Raw genomic sequence first — 22,842 nt, forward strand, 5'->3', positions numbered from 1 at the left:
TCATTGATCACTTGACCAAGCTCGCTCGAGCCCCGGGAGGGACGCGTGGACGCGATCAACGGACTGGCCGACGGCTTCGCCGTGGCGGCGTCGCCGGCGAACCTCGCATACGTCGCGCTGGGCGTGCTGTGTGGGATGATCGTCGGCATCCTCCCCGGCCTCGGCCCGGTGGCCACGATCGCGCTGCTCCTCCCGCTGACTTACCAGGTGGAACCGGCATCGGCCGTCATTCTGTTGGCCGGGATCTTCTACGGCGCCATGTACGGCGGCACGATCACCTCGGTGTTGTTACGGCTGCCCGGCGAGGCCGCCTCAGTGGTCACGACCTTCGATGGGCATCCGATGGCCAAACAGGGTCGGGCCGGGCCGGCGCTGGGAATCGCCGCCATCGGGTCATTCATCGGCGGTACGGCGGCGGTGGTCGCTCTTACCTTCTTCTCACCGTGGATGGCCAGCGTCGCGCTCGAGTTCGGCCCGCCGGAGTACGCCTTGCTCGCGTTGCTCGGGCTCAGCCTGGTGGTCAGAGTGGGGACGGGATCGACCGGGGCGATTCTGCTGAGTGCATGTCTCGGACTGCTGATCGCCACTGTGGGTCAAGACTTGTTCACCTCCGAGCCCCGCTACACGTTCGACGCGGTGGGCTTGCTGGGTGGTCTCGACATCGCTCCGATCGCCATGGGTCTGTTCGGCATCGCCGAGGTCTTGGACACGGTTGGGAAGCGCTATGGCGACGCGGTCAAGACGCACGTCGGCCGCGTGTTGCCGAGCAAGAACGATCTCAGGCGGTCGGCTGGGGCCATCGTCCGTGGCTCCGGGCTGGGATTCCTGGTCGGCGTCATGCCCGGAATCGGCGGTACGGTGGCGTCGCTCGGGTCGTACGCCGTCGAGAAGAAGTGGGCCAAGGACCCCAGCCGATTCGGCAAAGGCGCCATCGAGGGAGTAGCCGGCCCCGAGTCGGCGAACAACGCGGCGGCTAGTGCCTCGTTCGTGCCCCTGCTGACGCTCGGAATACCGGGCAGCGCGGCCACTGCGATTATGTTCGGGGCGTTGCTCTTGCACAACGTGACCCCCGGCCCGCTCCTCGTCGAACAGCACCCCGAGGTGTTCTGGGGAGTCATTGCCTCAATGTACATCGGGAATCTCATTCTGTTGGTGCTGAACCTGCCGCTGGTCGGGATCTTCATCCAGATCCTCCGGGTGCGTACCGGCATCATGACCGGTCTGATCGTCGCCGTGACCATCATCGGGGCCTACGCGTTGCACAACGACTTCTTCGATGTGTGGGTGATGCTCTTCTTCGGCGTCGCGGGCTACGTGATGAAGAGGGTGGGACTTCCGCCAGCGCCGCTCCTGCTCGCCTTCGTCATGGGGCCAATTCTGGAGACGGCCATCCGGCAGTCGTTGCTTATGTCCGGTGGCGGACTGGGAATCTTCGTCAGCCGTCCGGTATCACTTGGGCTGATCATCGTGACGCTCATCGTCGTGGTCCTCCCGGTCGTCATGAAGACGGCGGGTCGACAGCTGGCGCGTCGGCAACGGTCCGGGACCGGTAGGGGATGACTGCGGCCGAGCGACGTCCCTTTGTCGTCGGCATTTCGCCAGACGTCGTGGCGGGCGCGGTGGATGATCCCCTTTACCGGCTTCGGGAGGATTTGAAGGGGGAGGGCATCGATGTCGTCCCGATGCCGGCCGACTGGCCCGAACGTATCGAGCCGTCAGTTGAGCGGTACCACGCGGTCGTGGTCATGCGAGAGACCGTCACGGCCGCCACGCTGGACGCGAATCCCGCGTTGCGGCACATCTGCCGGTGGGGCTCCGGCGCCGATGCCATCGACCTTGGCGCGTGTTCGGCGCGAGGGGTTGCGGTATCGGCGACGTACGGGAGTGCTGCGTCGGTAGCCGGGGCTGCCATGACGCTCATCCTCTCGCTGGCGTACCGGTTGCCGGAGAAGCAGCGCTTGATCGCTGCCGGCCGATGGACGAAGCGGCGGACGTTCCCGGGCCGGGGGCTTCGAGGCCGCACGGTGAGCATTCTCGGCATGGGCCGGATTGGAACCGAGGTCGCCCGGTTGCTTGCACCGTTCGGCGTCCGGCTGCTCGGCGTCGCAGGCAGAGGCGACCAGGCCGCGGCGCAACGGCTCGGGGTTGAGCTGGTGACCTTCGAGACGATGATGCGCAAAGCCGATTATGCGGTTGTGAGCTGCGCTCTCAACCCGGCCACCCGCCATCTCGTCGACCAGTCGGCGCTTCGCATGCTCAAGCCGAGCGCTTACATCATCAACGTGTCGCGCGGTGAGGTCATCGACCAGGAGGCGCTGTGCGACGCCCTCGCCGAGGGTGCTGTCGCCGGTGCCGGGCTGGACGTGTTCGAGGAAGAACCCCTGCCGGCCAGCCATCGGCTAGTGGGCTTCGACCAAGTGATTCTCACGCCGCACTCGCTCGGCCACACCGAAGACGCGATGCGCGCGAATCACGCCGCCGCAGTAGTCCAATTGGAACGCGCCGCGAGGTGGCAAGCGCCGGGGGACGTCATCAACGAGGACGCACTACGACACTATCGGTGGAACGCCGAGAGTCCACGGTAGCGCTCCTGCTCGCTTTGTGACCGCGATCGGTCGGTTCATGTATTATGTAGTCTGTGTCGGATCTTGGGCTGCCTGTTGCGGAGGGTGCTCCCGGACTGGTGGACCGCGTCTACCTGTCCTTGCGCGACGCCATCGTGGTGGGCGAGCTGGCGCCTCGAACCAGGTTGCGCGAGAACGAGCTCGCCGAGCACTACTCGCTCTCCAGCACCCCGGTCCGGGAAGCGCTTCGGCGGCTGGCCTTCGAGGGGCTAGTGGAGCTGCTGCCGCGGAGAGGCGCGATCGTCGCGGAACCCGACTTGTCGACCATCGCAGATCTGTACACGACGCGGGCGCTCATGGAGTGTGCTGCCGTGAAGCTGGCCGCAGCAGCCACCGATAGGGACCTGACGCGGGTCGAGGCGGTGTTGGCCGAGGAAGAAGCGGCGGTGAAGGCGACCGATCATCGTGCTTTCAGCATTCTCGACGTCGCCTTCCACCGCGCCCTGTCCGATCTCGGTGGTAACGTCGTCCTGGCCCGCGAGGCCGAGCGACTGCACCGGCAGATTCAGGCGGCCAGGTCACGCGCCGCGGTTCATCTTCGAGACCGGCTCGCACGTTCCCATGCCGAGCACCTCGAGATCGTGCGGGCCGTGAGCGACGGTGACCCCCGCCGTGCACAGCGTCTGGTCGGAGCGCACATCGCTGGTGTCAAGGAGACCGTCCTGCGTGCGCTCGACACCGAGAAGACCACGACACTCGGTAGTGCGGTCTCTCAGTAAGCCGGGTACTGCGGGCGCTTGCCACCGTGGCTCGAGGGGCCACGTCGGTTGGCTGAAGTGGCCTCCGCTGCCACGGAGGCGTAGTGCGCCAGTTTGTCGGCGTCGAGCTCCACGCCCAGGCCGGGCTGCTGTGGGATCGTGAGGCTGCCGTCTCGGAACGTGAGCGGGCCGCCGACTATGACGTCGTCCATGACGTGGCTGTACATGCTGTCCATTGCCGGGATCAGGGTGGGCAGAGCGGCGGCGAGCTGCAGGACTGCGGCGGTACCGATGCCGAGCTCTGACGCTCCTGCACCGCCGCTGTGCAGGCCGATTCCAAGCTGCCAGGCGGCGCACGCCCGGGCGAAACCTGCCGCTGAGCGCATGCCGCCGAGATAATAGATGTCCAGAAGGACGACGTCCACCGCATGGGCCGCGACGGCTGCTGGAAGCTCAGGCCAGTCGGTGAGGCACATGTTCGTAGCAGTGGGGATGCCACCGCGTGCCGTGACCTGGCTCATTCCCTCGATGCCCAGCACGGGGTCCTCCAGCCACTCCAGATCGGCTTCGGCGAGCTGGGCCGCGGCACGCAAGGACGTGCCCAACGACCACACCGCATTGGGATCGACGCGCAGCTGATGGTCGCGGAAGCGATCGCGTAGAGCCAGTGTGACCGCCACGTCTTCGGCCCACGCAGCTGAGCCCGCCTTGAACTTGATCGTGGTGCAGCCAGTCGCCGCGACCAACCGCTCCGTCTCGGCCACGATGTCGTCGGCAGTGCGGACGGCCGGGCGTCCGTCGTGGTCGAGCAGCCGGAAGACATAGGCTGTCGTGGGAACCGACGTCCGCAGCTGCCCGCCGAGCAGATCTGAGACCGGTCGACCCAACGTCTTGCCCTGGATGTCGAGCAGGGCCATCTCGAACCCGGCGTAGAGGATGTTTCCCCCACGGTCGGCGAACTTCCCGCCGGTCAGCCGCCCACGTAGCTCCTCGGTGGCGAACGGGTCGAGGCCTACGATGTCGTCACCGGCGGCACGAACCCGGGCGTGGGGCGACCGGCCGCCCAGCTCGCCGAGTCCGGTCACTCCTTCGTCGGTCCTCACTTCGATGACGATCCGGTCGAGTGATCTCGTGACACCGTCGGAATGCAGACGGGGAGCGTAGATGGGCACCCGCACGGGTGTCGCCGTCACCGAACTGATGCGCACGAGGAACTCCACGTGGTCGAAAGCCCGGTGACGTGGTGCTCGATGGCCCGGCGGAGCTTCGCCGAGGCCGCGTGCAACGGAGCCTGCGGCGGGTCGGCTGGCAGGACGCGGGCTTCGCACGTGGCTCGCGTCGCCGGGACGGCGTACTTCGGCACCGTGGCGAGCACAAGATCGTCGCCGGCATCGGCCGCGGCTTCGGCGAATGCCATAGCATCGGCAGGCCGGTCGGCGCTGATACCGACGATCGTCACGCCGTCGTCGCCCATTTCCTCGACGAGTGTGCTGATCAGCTGAAGCCGCTCGTCGGGCGTGAGCGTCGAGGACTGTCCGCTGGTTCCAGCCGCCACAAGGCATTTCACCCGATTCTCGGGCTGGTTGTCGAAGCCTGGTGGGTCGACGCTGCCGTCATCCGCGTAGCGTGTGATCAACGCGGTCGGCTGTCCGGTCAGCGGACCGAAGAGATCATCTCGTGCAATCATCTCGACTCCTTCGGGGTGCGGTGTCGTCGCCGGTACACCTAGGCCTGGGCACCCAACGGACGCAATCGTGCTCGCGCCGGGTGCCTCCGAACCAGCTCACGATCCAGCTCGATGCCCAGGCCGGGGCGGTCGGACAGGACGAGGCAGCCATCGCGGAACACCTCGGCATCGCCCACGAGCGCGCTTCGCCACGGGACGCCTTCTACCGCGTACTCCAAAAGGTCGTCGTCGGGTGCGGCGCACATCGCGTGCAGGCTGGCGAGGACGGCGACCGGCCCATGCGGGCAGTGTGGGCTGCTCCGATGTCCAGCCGCCTGTACGGCGCGCGTGATGTCGTGCAACGGCTTGATGCCGCCGACGTACACCACATCCGGCATGGTCACGTCGATCTTCGCTTCGTCGAACAGGGCCAAGTGCTCCGGCGTTGTCGCCAAGGTCTCGCCGGCCGCCTTGAGCACACCAGGGGGTGTCTGGACACTCCGCCACCCATCGGCTTCGTCATCGCCCAGCAACGACTCGATCCACGCCGGCGCCGCGGTGGCCATAATGGGGTCGACCATCTCATGTGCAGAGGCCCCGAATCGGCCGTGGCAATCGACGAAGAGGTCGAAATCTGCGCCGAGCTCTCGGCGGACCTCGCTCAGCCGGGTGAGTCCCTCGTCGACCAGGCGATCGCCCTCTGGAGTGCCGAGCAGTTCTGCAGACACACCGTCGAACGGCGCGCACTTCACAGCCGTGAAACCGGCGTCGCGGGCTCCGCCTGCCGCGGCCGCGAAGGCAGCCGGGGACCGGTCGGCCAGCAGACTGCGGTTGACGTTCGCGTAGAGGCGGACCGACCGGCGTTGACGGCCACCCAGCAAATCGACGACCGGACGGCCGAGCAGCTTGCCGCGCAGGTCCCAGAGGGCCATCTCGATACCGCTCCGTGGGGTGATCTGAGTCAGCGGCATCCCTTGGGTGACGGTCAGCGGCTGGAACACCTGGTCGTCGAGAACGGAGAAACCGAGCAACCGGGGCGCCAACTCGGCGATGACGGCGCTGACCGTTGTTTCTCGGCCGTTCAGCGTTGCCTCGCCGACTCCGTACACGCCGGATGTGGACACCACTTCGACGAAGAACCAGTTGGAACCCTCGGTCGCGCCGACGATCACAGGCCGGATCTCGGCGATCTGGACGCCATTGAGGAAGGTCACGACACGACCGGCGGGGGGACTGGCCGGGCTCCGGCGATCTGCTGACAGGTCTGTCGCACGCGACCTTCGATGACGTCCCAGCGTCCTTCGTTGATCAGCTTGTCGGACAAGGCCCAGGTTCCGATGCCCACCGCGGTCGCGCCTGCGGAGACGTACGCGCCGGCGTCCTCGGCTGTCACCCGGCCTGTGACGACCAGCTGCACATCGTCGAGCGCCGCAGTCAGATCGGCGACGTACTGCGGACCGGAAATACCGGCCGGGAACAACTTCACCAGGTCGGCTCCTGCCGCCACGGCCGCTTCGATCTCTGTCGCGGTGTAACAGCCCGGCATGGCCGCGGCCCCGGCGTCCTTCGTCGCGGCCACGACGGTGGGCACCGTTCCAGGCGACACGATGAGCCGGGCCCCGGCGGAAACGGCGTCACGCACCTGACCTGCCGTGCGGACGGTCCCTGCACCGAGCAGGATGTCCTCGCCGTATCGAGCGGCGGCCCGTTCCAGCCACGGCAGTGCTCCCGGTGTGTTGAGCGTCACCTCTAGAGCCAAAGCGCCGCCGCGTATTGCGGCGTCCGCGGCGTCGTCCAGACCGTCGGTTCCGCTGAGTCGGGCGATCACCACTACGCCAGGGTCGATGAGTGGAGCGAGGGACTGTCCGGGCATCGCTTCCCCATTCTGCAGAATGTATTCCGTAATTATGGCACAGGCCAGGCACCAGCTTGGTCCTGCTGCCGCGTCCGCCGGCGAACCGGACGGAAACCATGCCGTTATCGGTGAGCGTGGAGGCCGGGTGGCTGTGCTGGGCTGCGGCATCGTCGAAGCTGGCCAGCACGATCGGTGCGGTGATCCGGTGGTGAGCTGAGATGTGCAAGGCCGTTCTGCTTGCGCAGCCTGAGCACAAGGTCGATGGTCTCGGTGCTGTCGCGGATGGGCTGGCCTTCGGGACCCGCGAGCGTGGCTGGAACGCCGCCTCGCCCTCGGCCCGGTAGCGGGCCACGAGCTTGGAGACCCAGCCCTTGGAGACCTCGTAAGTGCGGGCCACCTCGGCCCGGCTACGACCCTCGACGACTGCAGTGATGACGACTCTGGCCTTCGACACGACCGAGGCTGTCCCGGCCCTGAGGTCTTCAGTGACCCGACACGCCGGTTTCCGATGTCGTAAGACATGGGTTCCCCATGTGCTGGGCCAGGACACTGCCCCCGTTTACCACGTAGGCCGGATCAGGCGTCGGTGGCCTGGGCTTTTGCATGTCAGGGCCGGGCCGGCGGTCGGGTGGTGGCCCGGGGTCCTTGCGCTCACCCGGGTCTGTGCCTGTTGGGCTGTGAGGGCTGTCTGTGGTGTGGAACCGGGTTAGCGTGAGATCGTTTCGGCGCCAGCGCCCGGCGGCCACGGGCCGCTTGATCATCACGATCTCTGACATCACCAGGTGTTCGTGTGCGTCCGGAGGCTTGCATGCGTGGTGTAGCGCACAGAGTCCTGGTGTCAGAGATCGAGGTCGTGCTACCGGCGACGCTCCCGGCCAGCTGGTCAGAGCGTCCTGCCGCGTGCGGTTCCAGCGAGCCTCAACTGGCCGGGACCGTCGTCGGCGCCGGCCTCCTGGCCGCGGTGCTGCCGAGGCGTGATGCCCCGGACCCGTTTGAAGGCGACGCTGAGTGCGAAGGCGTTGGCGTACCCGACTCGCCGGGCGATGGCGTCGATCGTGGTGTCGGTCCCGCGCAGCAGGTCGGCGGCGAGGGTGATCCGCCAGCCGGTGAGGTAGGTCATGGGCGGCTCGCCCACGAGGTCGGTGAACCGGCGGGCGAACGCCGCGCGGGAGGCGCCGGTCGCGGCGGCGAGCCGGGCCACCGTCCATGGCCGGGCGGGATCGTCGTGGATCAATTCGAGCGCCGGGCCCACCAGGGGGTCGCTGTGTGCGCGGTACCAGCCCGGCGCCGCGGCGTCGGGCCGGGCGAACCATGCGCGCAGGGTGGCGATCAGCGTGAGGTCGAGCAGCCGGTCCAGGACCGCCCGCTGGCCCGGCTCGTCCGCGGCGACCTCCTGCTCCAGCATGGTGAGGATGGGTATCCGGGCGTCGGCGCGGGGAACGTGCACGAGTGGCGGCAGGGCGCTGAGCAGGCGCGCGCCGACGTCACCGGTGACCTGGTAGGTGCCGCTGGCGACGACGGCGGAACCGTCCGCGCCGTGGCCGTAGGTGTTGGGGCCCAGGTTCAGCTCGCCGGTGACGTCCCGGCCGTCGGCGTCGGTCAGGCGGTTGCCGGCATGAAGCGTGAGGGACGGCTCGGTCTCCGGGTGGTCGCTGACGGTGTAGGGGTGCGGTCCCTTGATCACGACGACGTCGCCGGTGCGCATCAGCAGCGGCTCGGCGTCGTCGGGCACGATCCAGGCGTGCCCGTGTACGGCCGCGGCCAGGGCGAGCGGCGCACGGTCGGCGATGCGCAGCGCCCAGGGCGGCTCCAGCACGGCCCGGCAGAAGGCGGCGCTGCGTGCCCGGACACCGTCGAGCAGGTTGGCGAGCGCGTCCATGATCAGCAGTTTAGACGCTTTGACATGGAATCGAGTCGAACGAATATGGATCGTCTCGATCCGCGACGGCTTCACTGGGACTAACTCGATCCATCCAGCCGAGGAAGGAACCCGCTGATGTATGCGATCATCGGAGCCACCGGCCACGTCGGTGGCGCTACTGCTCGTGAACTGCTCGCCGCCGGTGCGCCGGTCCGGGTCGTGGTCCGCGACGAAGTCAACGGCCAGGACTGGAAAACGCGCGGCGCCGAGGTCGCCGTCGCCGACCTCGCCGACCAGGAGGCGCTGAGCGCCGCCTTCGCCGGCTGCCGCGGTGTCTTCGCCATGCTGCCGACCAGCCCAACCACGACGGACGCCGAGCAACGCCGGCTCGCCGACACCCTGGCCGCCGCGGTGGCCGACCGGGTCGCCGCCGCGGCCGCCGCCGGTGAGCCGGTCACCCACGTCGTCATGCTGTCGTCGGTCGGCGCCGACCTGGCCGACGGCACCGGACCGGTCCGCTGGCTGCACCACCTGGAGGACAGGCTGCGCGCCACGGGCACGGTGCTGACGGCAATCCGCTCATCGCACTTCCAGGAGAAGGTCGAGGACGTGCTGGGCGCGGCCATCGACGCCGGGATCTACCCGGTGTTCGGCGACGTCGCCGACATGCCGACGCCGCTGATCGCCACCCGCGACGTCGGGGCCGTCGCCGCCCAGAGCCTCCTCGCGCCGCCATCGGCCAGCGAGGTCGTGGACCTCGACGGCCCTCACTACACCGAACGGCAGGTCGCGGAGAAGCTCGGCGCGTTGCTCGGTACCGAGCTGCGGGTCGTGACCATCCCACGCCTGGGGTGGATCTCCGCGCTCACCGACGCCGGCCTGCCGGCTCCACTGGCAGCCGAGATCGCGGAGCTCCACCTGGCCGGCGAGCGCGGGCTTCTCCGACCGCGGGGCGACCGGACCCGGCGCTGCACGACCGAGATCGACCAGACCCTGCGCGACCTCGTGCCGAGCCAATGACGGCGAGGACCGCGGCGCCGGCTAGGGTGCGGTGACGCTGACGAAGCCGGATCCGGGTTGGTAGTCGGGCGACTGGTGGCGGAAGTAGGTGTTGTAGACGTCGCAGTACGCGCCGCCGGCGCTGAGCAGGGACTCGTGCGTGCCCTCCTCGACGATGGCGCCCTCGCGCATGACGATGATGCGGTCGGCGTGCTCGATGGTGGACAGGCGGTGCGCGATGACGATGGACGTGCGGCCGGCCAGCGCGACGTCGAGGCCCTCGGAGATCTGCGCCTCGGTCAGCGGGTCGACGCTCGCCGTCGCCTCGTCGAGGATGACGATGGACGGGTCCTGGAGGAGCAGCCGGGCCAGCGCCACCAACTGACGCTGACCCATCGACAGCGCCGAACCGTGCTCGCCGACCTCGGTGTCCAAGCCGTCGGGCAGGGCCGCGATCCAGTCGCCGTCCGCCACCTGGCCGGCCGCCGCCCGGACTTCGTCGTCGGTGGCGTCCGGACGCGGGTAACGGATGTTGTCGGCCACGGTGCCGGAGAACAGGAACGGCGACTGCGGCACGACGCCGAGCTGGCGCCGGTAGCTGGTGAGGTCGACGGTGCGCAGGTCGATGCCGTCGATGAGGATGCTGCCGCCGCCGAACTCGTAGAAGCGCACCAGCAGCCGGCCGATGGTGGACTTGCCGGCGCCGGTGTGTCCGACCAGCGCGATCGTTTCGCCGGCCTCGATGGTGAGGTCGAAGTGGTCGAGCACCGGCCGGTCGGGCGTGTAGCCGAACGTGAGGTCGCGAAACTCGATCCGGCCGGCCAGCCGGCCCACCGGGCGCGGGTCGCGCTGTACTACCAGCGGCTCGGCGTCGATGAGCGCGAACACCCGCTCCGACGCCGACAGGCCCTGCTGGAACTGCGACCAGAACGAGGCGATCGAGGTGAGCGGCAGCCAGAACAGCAACACACTCTGCAGGAACAGGTACCAGTCGCCGGCGGAGATGGTGCCGTCGAGCACCCGGCCGCCGCCGACGTGCACCAGCATGACGGTGGCGAAGCCGGCCACCGCGAACAGGGCCGGAAAGATGGCGGCGAACACGAACCCCTGCTTGAGGGTGACTCGGTAGTTCTGCCCGTTGATGGGCCGGAACTCGTCGTAGACCGTGTGCTCCTGGCGGAAGTTCTTCGCCACGGAGATGCCGCTCATGGTCTCCTGCAGCGTGGCGTTGACGCGGGCCAGGGACCGCTGCTGGTGGCGGGTGGTGTCGCGGGCGATGCGGCGGAAGCCCAGCGCCATGGCGACGATGATGGGCACCACCGCCATGACCATCAGCGCGAGGCCGACGTTGCGGGCGAACAACAGCGCGGTGATGAGCCCGACCATCAAGACCTGGCTGATCACGTTCAGGGTCAGCGTCACCACGGTGGCGAAGTCCTCGGTGTCCGACGTCACCCGGCTGACGACCTTGCCGGACGGGTTCTCGTCGTAGAAGGACATGTCGCGTTCCAGGACGGCGGCGAAGGCGTCCTCGCGCAGGTCGAGGACCACGTCGCCGACGACCTTCGCGGTGTACCAGCGCTGGATGAAGTTGAACACCCAGCTCAAGACACCGGCGACGAGGACGGCCGCCACCAGCGCCACCACCAGGCCGGTGGAGCGGTCGTCCACGACGCGGTCCAGTCCGGCGCTGATGACCACCGGGAGTGCCGCCTGCATCAGCGAGTGCGCCACGATGCCGAACGCGACCAGCCCCATGGTGGCCCGCTTGGGCCGGAAGTACCGGACGATGCGGCGCAGGAGCTCGCGGTCGTCGTAGGTGCGGTCGTACTGTTCGGCGTCGAGGCCGTCCATGATGAAGGCCATCAGCCGGTCACCTCCACGTCGTCGTGCGAGTCGACGCGCGGCCGGTGTGGCGCGAAGATGCGGCGGTACAGCGCGCTGCGGGCGAGCAGCTCGTCGTGGCTGCCCTCGTCGACTAGCCGGCCGCCGCGCAGGAGCAGCACTTTGTCCGCCCACCGGATCTGCGACAGCCGATGGGTGATGAGCAGGGTGGTGCGGCCCTCGAGGACCCGCTGGATGGCCCGCTGGATCTGGTCCTCGGTGGCGCTGTCGATGGCGCTGGTGGAGTCGTCGAGGACGAGGATGGCCGGGTCGGTGAGCAGCGCCCGGGCGATGGCCAGCCGCTGCCGCTGGCCGCCGGACAGGGTGACGCCGCGCTCACCGATGACGGTGTCGTAGCCGTCGTCGAGCGCGGTGATGAACTCGTGGGCCTTGGCGTCCTTCGCGGCCTGCACGATGTCGTCGCGGTGGACCTGCTGGCCCCGGCTGAAGCCGATGTTCTCGGCCACCGGCCGGGAGAACAGCACGATGTCCTGCTCGATGGTGGAGATCTGCGAGCGCAGGGAGTCCAGCTTCCAATCGCGCACGTCGGTGCCGTCGACGAGGACGCGGCCCACGGTGACGTCGTAGATGCGATTGACCAGTTTCGTCAGCGTGGTCTTGCCCGCGCCGGTCTCGCCGACGACGGCGACCGTCTGGCCCGGCTCGATCTCGAAGGACAGATCGCGCAGCACCGCCTGTCCGCCGTAGGAGAACGTGACGTTCTCGAAGCGGATGGCGCCGCGCATCTCCGCGGCGTGGCCGCGCTCGTTGTGGTCGAGCTCGGTCTCCTCGCGCATCAGCGTCAGCAGCCGGTTGGCGCTGGCGATGCCGTTCTGCACCAGCGAGAACGAGAAGATCGAGATGAACGCCGGGAAGCCCAGCAGTCCCATGAGACCGATGTAGGTGATCAGCTGGCCGAGCGTGAGCTCACCGGCGTCGAGCAGCCACAGTCCGTGCAGCAGCCCTCCGGCGGTCGTGATCGAGAGGAGCAGCGTCGGCAGGTAGCGCGCCTGGATCAGCCCTTGCTCGACGAAGGAGTTCCGGTAGCGGCTGGCGTTGCCCTCGAAACGGTCCTCCTCCTGCTCCTCCTGGCCGGTGGCTTTGACCACCTCGATGCCGCGGATGGTCTCGTTGAGCCCGGCGTTGAGGTTGCCGTAGTCCTCGCGCAGCCGGGCGGACACCGGCGACAGCCGGCGTGTGAACCACCGGACGGACACGACGAACGCGACCGCGAACACCAGGGGCGCGACGAGCAGCCGGGGGTCGAGGAACGCGATGAACACGATGGGCACGATGCCCTGGGTGAGGGAGTCGACCAGGAGGTCGATGCCAGGGCTGAACATGGTGCCCAACTGCCGCACGTCGTTGGCGCCGCGGGCCATGAGGTCACCGACCCGCTGTCGGTTGTGGAACGTCTGGCTCTTGCCGAGCAGGCTGACGTACAGCTCGTCGCGGGCGTCGCGCTCCATCCGCTTGGCCAGTACCTCGGTGCACAGCCTGGCCACGAAGTCGAGCACGGTCCGCGCGACCACGATGACCAGCAGGGCGACGACGACGGCGGTCAGGGCGGCGTCGCGGTCGGACCGGTCGCTGAGGACGATGTCGAACGCCTCACCGACCTGGCCCGGGATGGCGGAGTTGAGCACCACCATGACGACCGAGCCGATCAGGAAGCCGGCGAGGTGCCATGGATTGCGTCGTTGGTGGGAAAGGATCCAGCGCACCGGACCGCGGCGGTCGAACGCCCTGCGGCCGGCGACGGTGAACTCGGTCCGCGCGGTCGTCACCGTTGGAGTTCTAGCACGTGGCACTGACAGGTCACATCTGCATTTCACCGGCGGCAGCCGCTGCCGGTGCCAGGGGGTCTGGGCAGCGGTGAGCGCGGCGCGGGTCTGCGCTGGGGGAAGTGAGGATGCTCATCGGCGAGCCTGCCGGCCGGCGGAGTGCGGGCCCGGCGTTCGCGCGGATCGGCCGGTGATCAGGCGGCCGGCCGGTGAAGGGGTGGTCGGTGGCCGTGGGGGCGGGGTCTGAACCCGGCAGCGACGGTGTTCGTGTCGACCGCGAGCTGTGGGCAAGGGGCGGTCGGGACGGAGCTGTGCGCCGGCTCAGCGGCGCGACCAGCCCCGCTCGCTCTCGGTGAGCCCGCCCCAGATGCCGTAGCGCTCCGGGAGGGCCGCTGCGGCCTCCCGGCACTGCTGGGCGACAGGGCACGTCGTGCAGATGTTCTTCGCGATCTGCTCCCGGGCGCGCAGGGTGCTGCCGCGGCCCTCGGGATAGAACAGATCTGTGTCCATGCCTCGGCAGGCGGCGTACGCCCGCCATGCGTCCCGCAGTTCGAACCAGTCCTCGGCGTGCGTGTTCATGTGATCGGCCAGTGCAGTCATGCGGCCATTTCCCCCTTCGCCGTCCTGGATGGATCAGTGCCTTTGATCACCTGGACAGTGGAGCGGGCTGGTGATGACGCGCCTACGCGGAAAATCTCGAGAAATTTCCGCGGGCCGGCCGCGTGGCCGGACGAACCGGGTGAACCACGCGTTCTGACCTGATCGTCGTCACCCTCGGCGAGGGTCTCCGCCGCGCCGGCGGGGCCTTGGGCAGGCAGACAACGCGGCCGAGCGGGTCACGCCGGCACACCAACGTGGCGCCAGCGTGACCCCCTCGGGATCGCAGCCCTGTCGGGTCGCTTGGACCCGATTGCGCGCTACGGCAGGACGTACCGGAACTGCTGGTTGACGCCCCCGTGATGCGGGAAGAGGATGAGCCGTCCGTCCGGCGCCACCTGCTCGATGTCGAACACGAAGCCGGGGAACGCGTCGCTCTTGACGCTCTGGGCCGCGGCCGACGTCGGGTCCAGCGTCCATTGCTGGCTGCTGCTGCCGTCGCAGGGCGCCAGGATCACCGCGTCGAGCGGGATGGTCGCGTCGAGGCACCGGCCGGTGTCCAGCCAGCGGATGGTGCCGTCCTCGGGCACCTCCCACGCCCGGGCCGGCGAGTCTGCGCAGTCGCCGGCCCGCGGCTGCCCGTCGGCGCCGACCACGATGCAGCGGGTGCCTTGGTCGCCGAGGTCGATCTCGAACCGACCGGCGCGGACCACGTCCAGCTCGGCGGGATCGGTCGTGACAGTCCCAAGCTCGTTGGTGAACTCGGCCCGGTAGAACGTGCCGTCGTCGGCCAGCTCCAACCCGGGCAGCGCCAGCGTGGCCGCGTTGCCGGTGCCGGTGGCGTCGTCCACCGCGGTCCACGGCCCGTCCGCGGCCGGCGCGGTCTCCCAGAGCCAGGTGGACTCGGGGTTGCCGGAGACGCTCGCCGCGAGCTCGGCGTCGTCACCGGGCTCGGCCTCGACGTCGGCAGGATGCTCGGTGACCTCGGGCGCCCACCGCACGGTCAGGCCGGCCGGCTCCGAGATCGCCCCGCCGACGTCGTTGGTGAAGACCGCTCGGTATTGGTAGCCGTCGAGGTCGCGGTCGGCAGTCACCTGCAGCGTCGAGGTGGTGCCCTCCTGACGCGTCGTGGCGACCTCGGGTCGCGGAGCGCGCCAGTCGCCGCCGGGGGGCAGGACCTGCCAGGTGATGCTGGCGACCTCCGGATTGGCCTTCGCGGTGGCCTCGAAGGTGACCTCCTGGCCTTCGTCCGCGGTGGCGCTCCGCGGGTGGCTCTCGATCTCCGGGATGTACTGCACCGAGATCACGGCCGGCTCGGTCGTGATGGTGCCCAGCGGGTTGGTGGCCCGCACCCGGTACGCGCGACCGTCGATCTCCGACGTCGGCTCCGGGATGACCAGCGTGTCGCTGTTCTCGCCGGTGATGTCGACCCAGTTCTCCTCCGGCGGCTCCTGGTCGGGGGGCGCGCCGGAGTCGTCGTCGGGCTTCTCGCCTTCGACGGCGGGCACGAAGCTCGGCGCGTCGGACGGCGCCAGCATGAACGTCGCAGGCGCGGCGCTGGTGGCCGCGGCCGTGGTCTGCGCCGGCGCCTGCTCGGACTCGGGGTCGGCGAACTGCCACTGCAGCTGCGGCGGCGGGTTGCCCGACACCTCGACGGTGAGCACGACCGGCTCGCCGGCCACGACGACGGGGTTGGGCTGCGGCTGCTGCTCGATGCTCGGTGCCTCCTCGGCCGGCGGCTCGCTCGGCTCGTCCGTCGGCTCTTCGCTGGGCTCGTCCGTCGGCTCTTCGCTGGGCTCCTCCGTCGGCGGCTCGGTCGGCTGCGACGTCGGCTCGTCCGACGGCTCGGACGGCTCGACGTCGGGCGGGTCGACCACCGGCGGCTCGGGCTCCTCCTCGACCGGCTCGTCCTCGACCGGCGGCTCCTCCTCCTGCACCGGCGGCTGGTCGGGCTCGGTGTCGGGCGGCTGCTCCTCCGTCGGCGGCTCGGTCGGCTGTGGGTCGGCGTCGTCGGAGCCGCCCGGCTCCTCCTGCTCGGATGTGGCCGACGGTCCCGCGGCCGGCTCGTCGGGCGGTCCGTCGTCGTTGACCGCCACGTACGCGGCAATGGCGATCGCGGCGGCGGCAGCGGCGGCGGCACCGCCGACGGCAAGCTGCCGGGCCTGCTTGCCCCATCTGGAGGGGGACAGGATCGCCAGCACGCCGCCACCGGCAGCGCCGGCACCGGCCACCGCGGCCGCACCGACACCGGACGCGGGAAGCAGCAGAGCCGGCCAAAGCACGCCCCGCATGTCCGAGACCAGCAGCAGCAGCTCGTCGCGGCGTTCGCGGCAGTGCGTGCAGGTGGCCAGGTGGGCGCTCATCTCGCGGGTGTCGTGCGCGGACAGTGTGCCGCGGACGTAGGACGCGATCTTCGGCGCGTACGGCCGGCACTCCGGCTGTACTTCGGCCGACAAGTTCACCGCCAGGTAGGCCTGGCGCAGGCCCTCGCGAGCCCGGTAGGCCAGCGCCGCGACGGAGTTGGCGGAACCGCCCAGCGCCGGCGCCAGCGACGCCGGGGAGCGGCCCTCGATCTCGGTGTGCCACAGCACCTGCTGCCACCGCTCGGGAAGCGTCTCGAACGCGTGCCGGACCAGCTGGCGGTCGGTGGACCGGGCCATGGGGTCGTCGGTGTGCGGCAGGATGTCGAGGATGGACGGGTCGGCCACCTGATTGGCCCGCTGCGAGCTGCGGTGCCGGTCGATGGCCAGGCGGCGCACCACCGTCTTCAGGTAGGGCGCGAACTCGAGGTCCGGACCACCGCCTTCACGTAGCCGGGTCAGGACCCGCGTGAAGGCTTCGGCGACGACGTCCTGTGCTTCGTCGCTGTTGTCGGTGACGATGCGGGCGACCTTCGAGGCGTCGTCGACATGACGGCGGTACAGCTCGTCGTAGGCGGCCATGTCGCCCGCGCGCGTGCGCGCGATGAGCTGTTCATCGCCGGCGGCATCTGCTGGTGTGGTCACCTGATCTCGCTATCCATCCCCTTCGGGCAGGTCAGTCCAGGGATCCGGTCCCTGAGTGGCGGTAACTGGGCAGCCCAACGGCGTGATCGACATTAGCCCCCCCACGAAGCCGTGTCACGAGTTCAGGCAATCGTGCTCTGGTGTCCGGGACAGCAAAGACGTCGACCTGTACGTGTGCAGTGCTCAGTTCACCGTTTTCGACCGCCTTCGTCAAGGAGATCCGTTCCACTCGGGCCCGCGCATCGTCAGGTACGAGCGCCAGCGCCATGGTCGTGCCGACCTGGCTCAGGGTCGCGTCCGGCCGGACCCGCGAGCGCAGCGCCGAGGCGGCCTGCAGGATGCGGGCGATCCGCAGCCACGGCCCGGACGCGCCGGCCCAGCGGATGACGATCAGGACCAGCGCCGTCGGCTCGGTGCCGGAGAGCCGGTCGAGCTCCTGGACCCGGCCGTAGAGGTAGCCGGCGGTGTGCAGCCCCGACAGCGGGTCGATGCCCGGCGACCCGCGCTCGGCAGCGACGGCGTCGACCCACGCGTCGACCAGCCGGTGCCGGGCGGCGGGCGCCCGCAGCGGCACGCCCCCGGCGTCCTCCAAGGTGGCCCACAGCTCGTCGACCTCAGCCATGACGCAAGTCAGGTCGCGGGTCTCCGCGGCGCGCTCCCACGCGAACACCGTCAGCGCATGAGAGATCTCCTCGGCATCCGGCGGGTCGGCAGCGAGCGCGTCGAGCACCGCCTCGACCCCTGGTGGGGGCAGCGCCCCGGACGCTGCCCCCACGTCGTGGGGTGAGATCGTGGTCTCACCCGATCCTCGCGAACCGGTCGCGGCCCGCCCCGGCCGCTCCAGCCATGCGGTCAGCAGCGACGGCATCGGCACGCCGCCGTGGTCACAGCCCGTCATCTCCGGCATTCCCCCGCCTTCACGCACGCTTCGGAATCGTCCCTTGCTCTATCACGACGGGGGAGCAATGGCATCATGACGCGGCGGCGTCGACTAATCCGGGCCGAATCGCGAGGCCACTGATCGCGTGTGTCAGGCTGACCCCTGTGCTGGACCGCATGGAGCGCGTGATCCGCTGGTGGAACGATGTCCGCGAGCGGGTCGCGCGGGCCGCCGCCGAGCGGGAGGCACGCGCCGAGGCGAGAACGGAGGACCAGGACGCCGGCCCTGGCGGGGGTGCCTCGTTGCCGCCGGGGGCCACTGTCACGTCGCGGAGCCCGCAGGCGCCGGCCGTCCCGGCACCAGGTGCGCCGTCGGTGCCCGACGACGCAGCGGGCCAGCCGCCGGGAACGGGCTCGACGCCGACCGCGGCCGCGCCGCCAGGTCCAGGCAGGGGCGCGGCCACACCGCGTGAGCCGGACGCCGTCGCGCAGGCCGCCGATCAGCCGGCCGCGCACCGTGGGCACCCGGTACCGCGGGCGGTGCGTGACGCCGCGGACTGGAGCTGGCGGCTCCTGGTCATCACCGCGGCCGTCGGCGGGGTTGGCTGGCTGGCGTGGGAGCTGCGGCTGGTCATCTTCCCGCTGGTGGCCGGGCTGCTCATGGCAGCCGGACTGCAACCCCTGGTGAGCCGGCTTCGCCGAGCGGGCTGGCGGCGCGGGTTCGCGGCGGCCACCGTCTTCGTCGGGTTCCTTGTCGTCGTCATCGGGTCGCTGACGCTGGTCGGCAACGCCGTCGGAGGGCAGTTCGGCGATGTCGTCGACCAGGCGGAGGAGGGCCTGCAGGAGATCCGTGGCTGGCTGGCCGGCCCGCCGTTCGGCGTCGACGAGGCGCAGCTGGACCGGTGGATCGACCGGGCGCTGTCGTACGTGCAGAGCGACGACTCCGTCGCCGAGCAGGCCACCACCGCCGCGACGGTGGCCATCGAGATCTTCGTCGGCATCGTGCTCGCGCTGTTCGCGCTGATCTTCTTCCTCTACGACGGCGAGCGCATCTGGGCGTGGCTGGTGCGGCTGTTCCCGTCGCGGTCGCGGGTGCGGGCGGCAGCGGCCGGCGACGTCGCCTGGCGCACCCTGGCCCAGTACATCCGGGGCATCGTGCTGGTCGCGCTGTTCGACGCGGTCGCCGTCACCGTGCTGTTGTTCATCCTGCAGGTGCCGTTGGCGCTGCCGCTCGGCGTGCTGATCTTCTTCGGCGCGTTCGTACCGCTCATCGGCGCGTTCGTCACCGGGACGGTCGCGGTGCTGGTGGCTCTGGTGACCCAGGGGCTGTTGACGGCCATCGTCGTGCTGGCCGGACTGGTCATCGTCCAGCAGATCGAGAGCAACCTGTTCCAGCCGTTCATCCTGGGCCGGATGGTGCGCATCCACCCGCTGGCGGTGGCGGTCGCCGTCGCCATCGGGACGCTGGCCGGCTCGATCATCGGCGCGATCATCGCCGTCCCGATCGTGGCCGTCGTCAACACCGTCGGCAGCTACCTGGCGTCGTCACGCGACCAGCCCGACGAGACGCCGGCCGCCGGCCGCTAGTCCGGCGCCGGTCCGGTCGACCAGCCACTGCATGGCCATGCCGTTGATCAGTGACATCACTAGGTGTTCTCGCGCTCCACCAGGCCTGCAAGCATGGTGAAGCACACACGATCCTCGTGGTGTCGGCGATCGTTGATGATCATGGGGGGGCAGCAGGGGGAGGGCCAAGCCCCGAAACCCCGTTGACCATGGGCGAGGGCTGCAGCCGATGGTCAATTGGGCGGGGTCAGGCGCTCCAGGATCTCCTCGTGCAGAGGGCCGTTGGTGGCCAGTGCGTCCCTACCCAGCGGGCCGGGCCGCCCGGTGAGGTCGGTGAAGCGGCCGCCGGCCTCCTCGACGACGATGGATGGCGCGGCCATGTCGTGGAGCGACAGCTCCGGCTCCGCGGCGATGTCGACGGCGCCGTCGGCCAGCAGCATGTATGACCAGAAGTCGCCGAAAGCGCGAGTGCGCCAGCAGGCCCGGGTCAGGTCGAGGAACGCCGACAGCTGGCCGCGATCCTCCCAACCCGCCAGCGACGAGTACGACAGCGACGCCTGCTCGAGCGCGTTGACCGAGGAGACCCGGCAGCGGGTGGCCGACGACAGCGACCGGCCGGTCCACGCGCCGGTGCCGCGAGCGGCCCACCAGCGCCGGCTCAGCGCCGGCGCGGACACCACGCCGGCCACGACCTTGTCCTCGACCATGAGCGCGATGAGCGTCGCCCACACCGGGACGCCGCGCAGGTAGTTCTTGGTGCCGTCAATCGGGTCGATGACCCAGCGGCGGGCGCCGTAGCCCTCCGAACCGAACTCCTCGCCGACGACGGCGTCGCGCGGGCGGGCCCTGGACAGCGTGCGTCGGATCGCCTCCTCGGTCGCCTTGTCCGCGTCGGTGACCGGCGATTGGTCGGCCTTGGTCTCCACGCGCAGGTCAGCCGCCCGGAACCGGGACGTCGTCTGTGCATCGGCGTCGTCGGCCAGGACGTGAGCGAAGCGGAGGTCGTCGTCGTGGGCCACGACCGCAACCTACACGCTCGCACGTGCTGTCCGGAGTTGCCGGGCGCGAGGGCGGACGCTGGGTCAGTCGCCGGCCTGCCGGTCGCGGCTGGCCAGCAGGCGGCGGAAGGAGTCCAGCCGGTCACGGTCGACGCGGCCGGTGGCCAGCGCGGCGTCCAGGGCACACTCGGGCTCGTCGGCGGCGTGGGTGCAGCCGCGTGGACAGTCGGCGGTCTCGGCGGCGAGGTCGGGGAAGGCGAGGATCAGCCGTGCGGGATCGACGTGTGCCAGCCCGAACGAGCGGATGCCCGGTGTGTCGATGACCCAGCCGCCGGCGGGCACCGGCAGCGCGACCGCGCTGGTGGAGGTGTGCCGGCCGCGGCCGGTGACGACGTTGACCTCTCCGGTGACGCGGTCAGCGCCCGGCACCAGCTCGTTGACCAGCGTCGACTTACCGACCCCGGAATGGCCCACGAGCGCGGTCACCCGGTCGCGCAGATGCTCGACGACGGAGGACGCGTCGATGCCGCCGTCGTCGGTGGCCCGGGTGACCACCGTCGGCACGTCCAGCGGCGCGTACGTGGCCAGCAGCGGTGCGGGGTCGGCGAGGTCGGCCTTGGTGACGCACAGCAGCGGCTCGATGCCGGCGTCGAAGGCCGCCACCAGGCACCGGTCGATCAGCCGGGGCCGCGGCTCGGGGTCGGTGACGGCGGTCACCACCAGGAGCTGGTCGGCGTTGGCCACGACGATGCGCTCGACCGGATCGTCGTCGTCGGCGGTGCGGCGCAGCACCGTGGCGCGTTCCTCGACCCGCACGATGCGGGCCAGTGAGCCCGGCTGGCCGGACACGTCGCCGACCAGGCCCACCTGGTCGCCGACGACGACGGCCTTGCGGCCGAGCTCGCGGGCGGACATGGCGGTGACGGTACGAGTCGGCGCCCCGTCGACGAAGCACGTGTACCGGCCGCGGTCGACCGCGGTCACCAGGCCCCGGCGGGCGTCGGCGTGCGCCGGGCGGCGCTTGCTGCGAGGCCGCGAACCGCGGCCGGGGCGGACCCTGACGTCGCCCTCGTCGTACGAGGCGGTGGCCCGCCGTGCCATCACGCCGCCGGCTCCGACCCGAGGAGAGCGGACCACATGCCGGGGAAGTCGGCGAGCGTCTTGGACGTCGTCGCGATGTCCTCGACCCGGACCCCGGGGACGACCAGGCCGAGGACGGCGCCGGCCTGGGCCATGCGGTGGTCGGCGTAGGAATGGAACACGCCGCCGCGCAGCGGCACCGGCCGGATGACCAGGCCGTCGGGGGTCTCCTCGACCTGGCCGCCCAGGCTGTTGATCTCTGCGGCCAGCGCGGCCAGCCGGTCGGTCTCGTGACCGCGCAGGTGGGCGATGCCGCGCAGGTGCGACGGCGCGCGCGCGACGGCTGCCAGCGCGGCCAGGACGGGCGTCAGCTCGCCGACGTCGTGCAGGTCGGCGTCGAGCCCGCGGACCTCGCCGGTGCCGCGGACAGTGAGGACGCCGTCGTCGAGCGAGACGGCCGCACCCATGCGGGAGAGCAGGTCGCGCAGCTCGGCGCCGGGCTGCGTGGTGGCGGCCGGCCAGCGCGGCACCCGCACGGTGCCGCCGGTGAGCACGGCCGCGGCGAGGAACGGCGCGGCGTTGGACAGGTCGGGCTCGACGACGGTGTCCAGCGGCCGCACGGCGCCCGGCTCGACCCGCCAGGTGCTCGGCGCCTCGTCGTCGACCTCGACACCGCGCTCGCGCAGCATGGCCACGGTCATGTCGATGTGCGGCAGCGACGGCACCGGCTTTCCGTCGTGGTGGAGCGTGACGCCCTTGTCGTATCTGGCCCCTGAAAGCAGCAGTCCGCTCACGAACTGCGACGACGCCGACGCGTCGATGGTGACCGCGCCGCCGGGCAGCGCCGCGGTCCCACGGACGGTGAAGGGCAGCGCGCCGCGGCCGTCGTCGTCGATGGTGGCGCCCAGGCTCCGCAGCGCGTCGAGCACAGTGCTCATGGGGCGCCTGCGGGCGGGTGGGTCGCCGTCGAACCGGACGTCGCCGTCGGCCAGCGCGGCGACCGGCGGGACGAAGCGCATGACGGTGCCGGCCAGGCCGCAATCGACGAAGCCGCCCCCGGCGACCGGCGCGGGGATGACCCGCACTCCGTCGCCGGTTGGCTCGATGGTGGCGCCGAGCGCGCCCAGCGCCTCGATCATGAGCCGGGTGTCACGGGCGACGAGCGGATGGCGCAGCCGCGACGGCCCGGACGCGAGCGCGGCGAGCACCAGCGCGCGGTTGGTCAGCGACTTGGATCCGGGCAGCTCGACGGTGGCGTCCACCGGGCCCGAGGCGGTCGGTGCAGGCCAGAGCGGGGCGGTCGGTTCAGTCATCGGGCACCAAGCCTATCGGTGCCCGACGACCGA

General features: G+C 70.3%; 18 protein-coding genes and 1 pseudogene. 5 read left to right on the plus strand and 14 right to left on the minus strand.

The features are described from left to right. Positions 1-45: 45 nt before the first annotated feature. The 3 genes from E1269_RS02065 to E1269_RS02075 all read left to right on the plus strand — a co-directional run bounded on the left by E1269_RS02065 (position 46) and on the right by E1269_RS02075 (position 3,343). Positions 46-1,560, plus strand: a complete 1,515-nt coding sequence (locus E1269_RS02065; RefSeq protein ID WP_203432756.1) for a tripartite tricarboxylate transporter permease — start codon at positions 46-48, stop codon at positions 1,558-1,560. Further along, complete coding sequence (locus tag E1269_RS02070; RefSeq protein ID WP_131890550.1) at positions 1,557-2,585, plus strand: NAD(P)-dependent oxidoreductase; 1,029 nt, start codon at positions 1,557-1,559, stop codon at positions 2,583-2,585. Before E1269_RS02065 ends, E1269_RS02070 begins: the two co-directional genes overlap by 4 nt. A 98-nt stretch (positions 2,586-2,683) precedes the next feature. Then, entirely contained in the window at positions 2,684-3,343 is a 660-nt protein-coding gene (locus E1269_RS02075; RefSeq protein ID WP_275263758.1) for a GntR family transcriptional regulator, read from the plus strand. Here the strand turns inward: E1269_RS02075 and E1269_RS02080 are convergent. The 6 genes and pseudogenes from E1269_RS02080 to E1269_RS02105 all read right to left on the minus strand — a co-directional run bounded on the left by E1269_RS02080 (position 3,337) and on the right by E1269_RS02105 (position 8,722). Next, complete coding sequence (locus E1269_RS02080; RefSeq protein ID WP_275263759.1) at positions 3,337-4,542, minus strand: enolase C-terminal domain-like protein; 1,206 nt, start codon at positions 4,540-4,542, stop codon at positions 3,337-3,339. The genes E1269_RS02075 and E1269_RS02080 overlap by 7 nt on opposite strands. Beyond that, positions 4,512-5,009, minus strand: a complete 498-nt coding sequence (locus E1269_RS02085) for a dihydrodipicolinate synthase family protein (protein ID WP_131891031.1) — start codon at positions 5,007-5,009, stop codon at positions 4,512-4,514. The genes E1269_RS02080 and E1269_RS02085 overlap by 31 nt, the downstream gene beginning before the upstream one ends. 38 nt (positions 5,010-5,047) lie before the next feature. Beyond that, the gene (locus tag E1269_RS02090; RefSeq protein WP_131890557.1) at positions 5,048-6,202 is read right to left on the minus strand and encodes a mandelate racemase/muconate lactonizing enzyme family protein; all 1,155 of its coding nucleotides are present in this window, start codon (positions 6,200-6,202) and stop codon (positions 5,048-5,050) included. Continuing rightward, complete coding sequence (locus E1269_RS33235) at positions 6,199-6,819, minus strand: bifunctional 4-hydroxy-2-oxoglutarate aldolase/2-dehydro-3-deoxy-phosphogluconate aldolase (RefSeq protein WP_162606187.1); 621 nt, start codon at positions 6,817-6,819, stop codon at positions 6,199-6,201. Before E1269_RS33235 ends, E1269_RS02090 begins: the two co-directional genes overlap by 4 nt. A gap of 224 nt (positions 6,820-7,043) precedes the next feature. Then, positions 7,044-7,297: pseudogene (locus E1269_RS34100) on the minus strand (helix-turn-helix domain-containing protein); the annotation flags it as partial. A 429-nt stretch (positions 7,298-7,726) separates the two neighbouring features. Further along, the gene (locus E1269_RS02105; protein ID WP_131890561.1) at positions 7,727-8,722 is read right to left on the minus strand and encodes an AraC family transcriptional regulator; all 996 of its coding nucleotides are present in this window, start codon (positions 8,720-8,722) and stop codon (positions 7,727-7,729) included. Between the two features lie 117 nt (positions 8,723-8,839). Between E1269_RS02105 and E1269_RS02110 the strand changes: the two genes are divergently transcribed. Further along, complete coding sequence (locus E1269_RS02110; RefSeq protein WP_131890563.1) at positions 8,840-9,724, plus strand: NmrA family NAD(P)-binding protein; 885 nt, start codon at positions 8,840-8,842, stop codon at positions 9,722-9,724. Positions 9,725-9,745: 21 nt separating this feature from the next. Here the strand turns inward: E1269_RS02110 and E1269_RS02115 are convergent, their stop codons facing one another. The 5 genes from E1269_RS02115 to E1269_RS02135 all read right to left on the minus strand — a co-directional run bounded on the left by E1269_RS02115 (position 9,746) and on the right by E1269_RS02135 (position 17,880). Then, the gene (locus E1269_RS02115) at positions 9,746-11,569 is read right to left on the minus strand and encodes an ABC transporter ATP-binding protein (RefSeq protein ID WP_131890566.1); all 1,824 of its coding nucleotides are present in this window, start codon (positions 11,567-11,569) and stop codon (positions 9,746-9,748) included. Continuing rightward, positions 11,569-13,374, minus strand: a complete 1,806-nt coding sequence (locus E1269_RS02120) for an ABC transporter ATP-binding protein (RefSeq protein ID WP_131890569.1) — start codon at positions 13,372-13,374, stop codon at positions 11,569-11,571. Before E1269_RS02120 ends, E1269_RS02115 begins: the two co-directional genes overlap by 1 nt. Positions 13,375-13,692: 318 nt before the next feature. Continuing rightward, a complete protein-coding gene (locus tag E1269_RS02125; protein WP_131891034.1) occupies positions 13,693-13,950 on the minus strand; it encodes a WhiB family transcriptional regulator in 258 nt (85 codons plus the stop codon). 338 nt (positions 13,951-14,288) lie between these two features. Further along, positions 14,289-16,973, minus strand: coding sequence for a sigma-70 family RNA polymerase sigma factor (locus tag E1269_RS02130; RefSeq protein ID WP_131890572.1), 2,685 nt, complete (start codon positions 16,971-16,973; stop codon positions 14,289-14,291). A gap of 31 nt (positions 16,974-17,004) precedes the next feature. Continuing rightward, positions 17,005-17,880 carry a serine/threonine-protein kinase gene (locus E1269_RS02135; RefSeq protein ID WP_162606189.1) on the minus strand — a complete coding sequence of 292 codons (876 nt, stop codon included), beginning with the start codon at positions 17,878-17,880 and terminating at the stop codon, positions 17,005-17,007. Between the two features lie 149 nt (positions 17,881-18,029). Between E1269_RS02135 and E1269_RS02140 the strand changes: the two genes are divergently transcribed. Then, positions 18,030-19,439 (plus strand): AI-2E family transporter, encoded by a 1,410-nt coding sequence (locus E1269_RS02140; protein ID WP_162606190.1) that lies wholly within the window; start codon positions 18,030-18,032, stop codon positions 19,437-19,439. Between the two features lie 212 nt (positions 19,440-19,651). Here the strand turns inward: E1269_RS02140 and hisN are convergent, their stop codons facing one another. From hisN to aroA, 3 genes are all read right to left on the minus strand, one after another. Then, entirely contained in the window at positions 19,652-20,437 is a 786-nt protein-coding gene (gene hisN / locus E1269_RS02145; RefSeq protein ID WP_131890580.1) for a histidinol-phosphatase, read from the minus strand. 63 nt (positions 20,438-20,500) lie between these two features. Then, positions 20,501-21,517, minus strand: coding sequence for a ribosome small subunit-dependent GTPase A (gene rsgA / locus E1269_RS02150; protein ID WP_131891037.1), 1,017 nt, complete (start codon positions 21,515-21,517; stop codon positions 20,501-20,503). Beyond that, entirely contained in the window at positions 21,517-22,809 is a 1,293-nt protein-coding gene (aroA, locus tag E1269_RS02155) for a 3-phosphoshikimate 1-carboxyvinyltransferase (protein ID WP_131890583.1), read from the minus strand. The genes rsgA and aroA overlap by 1 nt, the downstream gene beginning before the upstream one ends. Between the last annotated feature and the right edge of the window lie 33 nt (positions 22,810-22,842).

The organism is Jiangella asiatica (assembly GCF_004349065.1).
Lineage (GTDB): Bacteria > Actinomycetota > Actinomycetes > Jiangellales > Jiangellaceae > Jiangella > Jiangella asiatica.

What these genes read in the sequence shown, in the direction of transcription:
- E1269_RS02135 (WP_162606189.1), bottom strand. Translation starts at nt 17,880, where the DNA reads ATGCCGGAGATGACGGGCTGTGACCACGGCGGCGTGCCGATGCCGTCG.
- E1269_RS02105 (WP_131890561.1), bottom strand. Translation starts at nt 8,722, where the DNA reads ATGGACGCGCTCGCCAACCTGCTCGACGGTGTCCGGGCACGCAGCGCC.
- rsgA (WP_131891037.1), bottom strand. Translation starts at nt 21,517, where the DNA reads ATGGCACGGCGGGCCACCGCCTCGTACGACGAGGGCGACGTCAGGGTC.
- E1269_RS02115 (WP_131890566.1), bottom strand. Translation starts at nt 11,569, where the DNA reads ATGGCCTTCATCATGGACGGCCTCGACGCCGAACAGTACGACCGCACC.
- E1269_RS02110 (WP_131890563.1), top strand. Translation starts at nt 8,840, where the DNA reads ATGTATGCGATCATCGGAGCCACCGGCCACGTCGGTGGCGCTACTGCT.
- E1269_RS02070 (WP_131890550.1), top strand. Translation starts at nt 1,557, where the DNA reads ATGACTGCGGCCGAGCGACGTCCCTTTGTCGTCGGCATTTCGCCAGAC.
- E1269_RS02085 (WP_131891031.1), bottom strand. Translation starts at nt 5,009, where the DNA reads ATGATTGCACGAGATGATCTCTTCGGTCCGCTGACCGGACAGCCGACC.
- aroA (WP_131890583.1), bottom strand. Translation starts at nt 22,809, where the DNA reads ATGACTGAACCGACCGCCCCGCTCTGGCCTGCACCGACCGCCTCGGGC.
- E1269_RS02140 (WP_162606190.1), top strand. Translation starts at nt 18,030, where the DNA reads ATGGAGCGCGTGATCCGCTGGTGGAACGATGTCCGCGAGCGGGTCGCG.
- E1269_RS02125 (WP_131891034.1), bottom strand. Translation starts at nt 13,950, where the DNA reads ATGAACACGCACGCCGAGGACTGGTTCGAACTGCGGGACGCATGGCGG.